Raw genomic sequence first — 4,200 nt, forward strand, 5'->3', positions numbered from 1 at the left:
GAGGCCTACGAGTTGAACGAATGGGAGATCATGGGGGCGGGTGACATTCTCTTGCTCTACACCGACGGGCTATCGGAGCACGCTGATGAGGAGAATCGATACTTCCCTGGCCGTCTCGAAGCGAAGGTGCGAGAGCTCAAGGATCGACGGGCCCGGGACATCGCCCAAGGAATCAAGGAGGATATTCTTTCATTCGCCGAGCCTTCGGACGACATCAGTCTCGTCGTCATCAAGCGAACGTAGCCATATCGATACCGATCTTTCGGCAGAAGTTTCCGAGTATCAGAGGCTCCGACCCGACCTAGCCCCGTCAGTGGGTCAGAGCGTAGACCATGTAGTTCACCCCGAGCTTGTAGGCTTCGTTGGTGATGTCGATCGGCAGCCACCCCGTGTCGGACCACTCCCAGTACTCGGCGATGTCGTTGTTGTAATTGACAATCGCCACCATGCGTTGGGCGGGGTCGTTATCCTCGAAGAGCCCGTAATAGCTCGGCATGACGTCGACGAGGGGGTGGGGAAAGTAGATCGTCTCCATGTCGAAGAACGAATGGAAGATCGGATGGTCGACGTCGATCCGGATGGGCCGGTACTCGGGCAATACCCGCCTCAGTTGTGCCTCGAGATTGTCCCACTGCTCGTTCTCGAAATCGTCGAAGATGAGGAAGCCTCCCTTCAGCACGTAATCGCGAAGGTTCGAGACCTCGCTCTCGGACATCGTCCAGAAACCGGGCTCGGAGATGTAGGCAACCGGATGGTGAAATAGCGCCGGGTCATCGAGCTCGAATACGTTCGTGCCTTCGAGCTCGACCGCCATCGTCGTGAGCTCGCTCAGAAGCCGGGATAGGTGCCGGTCGGCCCGGGGATAGTCATGGCTCCACCTCGCCCCGCCCCAGCGGAAACCCCACTCGAGGTCCGAGGGGCCGTATCGGATTCGCGTGAAGACGAACCGATCCTGATAATCCGGATTCGAGGTGAGCTCGTCATTAGGCTCTCCTTCTCGGGGGTATTGCTGACTCCACCCCAATCCCAGAGCTACCGTCACGGAAGCTCCGAGCGTGAGAAGGCGCATGAGCGTGGGACACAACGGCTTCAAGAGACTCTCGACCACCCGGGGCATGTCTCTGACTCGACCTCAAGGTTACCGTGTGGCGCGGAAGAGCTCAATCGAGAGTCGAGATGATTTCTGGCCAGCCACGGCATTGAGCAGTTAGAAGGTTGAACTCGAACGCCTCGGACGCATAAGCTTCACGGCTTGGTCTGGCGCACCAAAGACGTCGCGCTCTGGAGAGGAATACCACATGCATCGATTCTTGGTTCTAGTGGGAGCCTGGCTCGTGGCGGGCTGTCGTCCGTCCGAGGAAAGCAGACCCATTCGCCTCGTGGACGTGTTCGCCGATGAGATGGTCGAGGGTCGCCCGGCAACGCCTCCCGAGCCTCCGCCCCGTACGGAGTGGACCTTTGCCGAGACAACCGGGACGGCCGGATTCGACGCCTTTGCCGACGTCTCCGGTCTCGCGGTTCGAGAGGGTCGCCTCGCCGGCCGAGCCACGAGCGATTTTCCGTTGCTCCACGTGGAGCGCACCGAAGGCCTCGACAACCGCGATCAACTCCATTCGATCGAGGTTCGGATGCGCGCCTCGGCCGGTGCGAACTTCACCATCGTCCCCTCGGTGGAACCGGTGCCGGGACCGGGTCCGGCTCGGTTTCTCGTGACCGCGCTCGGCATTACCACGCCCATCGTGGCGGGAAACGACGTTCAGACCTACACGCTCAGAAGCGGGCTGCCGCTTTCCGCCCAGAGGATTCGCCATCTCTACATTCGTCCCACCGACGCCGCTGACGCCGATTTCGCGATCGAATCGATTCGTCTCGTATTCCGAAAAGAGTATCTCGCCGGCATCGAGAGTGGTGTGGGCTTCCAGGGCATGTCAGAGATTTACCGGGAGTCGCTGGTCTCCCGGGCTCCGGAAACGATCCGGGTTCCGGTCGAAGTTCCGCCCGGCTCGAGGTTGCAGCTTTCCCTGGGCACGGTGGACCCGATGCCGGTTACTTTTCGCGTGGCCATGGGAGAGGACGTGCTGCTCGAAGAGACGGTGACGACTCCCTATCGATGGGAGGAACGAATCATCGACCTCTCGACCCACGTCGGGCGCTCCGGACGTCTGTCGCTCTCGCTCTCGTCCGAAGAGGTGGGGAACGTCGGCATCTGGGGAACCCCGGTGATCCGACCGCCCGCGGCGCCACCCGAGGACCGACCTCGAAACGTCGTACTTCTGTGGACGGACACACTCCGGAACGACCACCTGAGCCCCTATGGTTACGAGCGGGATACTTCCCCCAACTTGAAGCGGCTCGCGTCGGAAGGCGTCCTGTTTCTGAACAACGTTTCCCAGGCGACCTGGACCAAGGTATCGACGCCGTCGCTCATGACCTCGCTCTACCCTTCCACCCACGGGGTAAAGGAGTTCTCGGATTACCTGCCGGCTTCGGCTACGACGCTTGCCGAGGTGTACCGTGGTGCGGGCTACGCGACCGTCTCGTTTGCCTCGAACCTCTTCACCGGGCAGTTCACCAACCTGCATCAGGGATTCGAGGAGCTGCACGAGGACGGGTCGCTTCCCGAACAGGGCTCGAGCAAGACTTCCCGGGAGTATATCGACCGGTTCACGCGCTGGCTCGAGGTCAACAAGGACATACCGTTCTTCGCCTTCCTTCACCTATACGACCCCCACGACCCGTTCGAGCCCAGGCCGCCCTATGCCTCGCTCTGGGCGGATCCGGAAAAGAAGCACAAGCACGAGGAGGAGCTCGCCGCGGTGCGAAAGGTCATCACCGAGCCGCTCGCCCAGAACTTCGGCATGCCATCTCGAACCGAGCTGGAGCAAGCGGGGATCGACGCTGATCAGTACGTGAGCTACGACAAGGACTGGTACGACGGCTCTATCCGCGGAATGGACGCCGAAGTGGGCCGTTTGCTCGAACGCTTGCGCATGCTCGGTCTGGAAGAATCGACTCTCGTCGTCTTCGTCGGAGATCACGGTGAGGAGTTCCTGGACCACGGTCGTACGTTCCACGGTCAATCCGTCTATGGAGAGCTCACACGGGTGCCCCTGATGATGCGGTGGCCGGCTGGATTGCCCGCCGGTCGGGTCATCGATGCCGTCACGGAGACAATCGATATCATGCCGACCCTTCTCGCCCTGAGCGGGCTCGATCTTCCGGAAACGATTCAGGGTCATAGCCTCGTTCCCCTTTTTCGGAGTGAGGACCGCTCCTGGCAGGCGCGTCCCGCTTTCTCCGAGAAGGCACCGACCAAGCCCCAGGCGGGCTCTCCCTGGCCGGCGGAGACCGAGGCCTATTCGATCGTCCAGGGGGAGTGGAAGCTCATCCACAACATCGTGCCCGAAGAGGGCAAACCGGAGTTCGAGCTCTTTCGCTTCGCTGACGATCCGCTCGACCAGAACAACGTGGCCGCCGAGAACGATGACGTCGTACGACGCCTCTCCGAGACTCTCGAGGGTTGGCGCCAGATGGCGAATGCGGCGAAGCTCTCCCCCGACTCCGAGCACATCGAAGGGATGAGCCAACAACAGCTCGAGCGGCTGAGAAGCCTGGGTTACATTCGCTGACCCGCTTCTCGCAAAAAACCTGAGCAGGCTCGAATCCTCTTTTACGGCGTCGCCGGCTTGCGGTAATCGAGTGGGGGCGGGCGGTCGCCAACGAGCGATTGATAAACGAAATCGGGACCGACTCGCCCCTGCCACTCCCGCTTTGCCTCGGCGACGATTTCCGGGTCCTCGAAAAGATCGATCGCTGTCAAGGTCAGCGTCTTCGCGGCGACGACCATCCCTTTGTTGCCTATGGTCGATCCCCCCGAGGCGATAGCCTGCCACGAGTGTCCGGGAGTTCCGGGCACGTAGGTCGCCGCGCGCATGCCGGCGGTGGGGACGACCCAGCTCACGTCACCCACGTCCGTCGAACCGCCGCTTCCCTCCTCGCGGACTTCGAACTTCTCGATCTCTCCCGCCGAAGAAAGGGGCGGAACCTCGCCGGTGAAAGACTCACGCACTTTTTCGGCGAACCGACGCTCCTCATCCGTATAGACCACGCCACCGACGCGCTCGAGATTGGCGTGCATCGCCCGTCCGAGGGTCTCATTGGGCAAGAGCGCGTAGATACCGTGAATCACTTCGTACTCCA

4 protein-coding genes are annotated in these 4,200 nt (G+C 61.4%); 2 read left to right on the forward strand and 2 right to left on the reverse strand.

What is annotated here, in order from left to right; all coding sequences use genetic code 11:
- Nucleotides 1–243, forward strand: a 243-nt coding sequence (locus VEK15_10945; GenBank protein ID HXV61201.1) for a SpoIIE family protein phosphatase, incomplete at its 5' end; no start/stop codon positions are given.
- 67 nt (nt 244–310) lie between these two features.
- On the opposite strand, the gene VEK15_10950 is transcribed toward VEK15_10945, so the two are convergent.
- Nucleotides 311–1,117 (reverse strand): DUF4159 domain-containing protein, encoded by an 807-nt coding sequence (locus tag VEK15_10950; GenBank protein HXV61202.1) that lies wholly within the window; start codon nt 1,115–1,117, stop codon nt 311–313.
- Between the two features lie 181 nt (nt 1,118–1,298).
- Between VEK15_10950 and VEK15_10955 the strand changes: the two genes are divergently transcribed.
- The gene (locus VEK15_10955) at nt 1,299–3,629 is read left to right on the forward strand and encodes a sulfatase (protein HXV61203.1); all 2,331 of its coding nucleotides are present in this window, start codon (nt 1,299–1,301) and stop codon (nt 3,627–3,629) included.
- Nucleotides 3,630–3,670: 41 nt separating this feature from the next.
- Here VEK15_10955 and VEK15_10960 read toward each other — a convergent pair.
- The coding region (locus tag VEK15_10960; protein HXV61204.1) for an amidohydrolase at nt 3,671–4,200 on the reverse strand (530 nt) is incomplete at its 5' end.

The organism is Vicinamibacteria bacterium (genome assembly GCA_035620555.1).
Classification (GTDB): Bacteria; Acidobacteriota; Vicinamibacteria; order Marinacidobacterales; family SMYC01; genus DASPGQ01.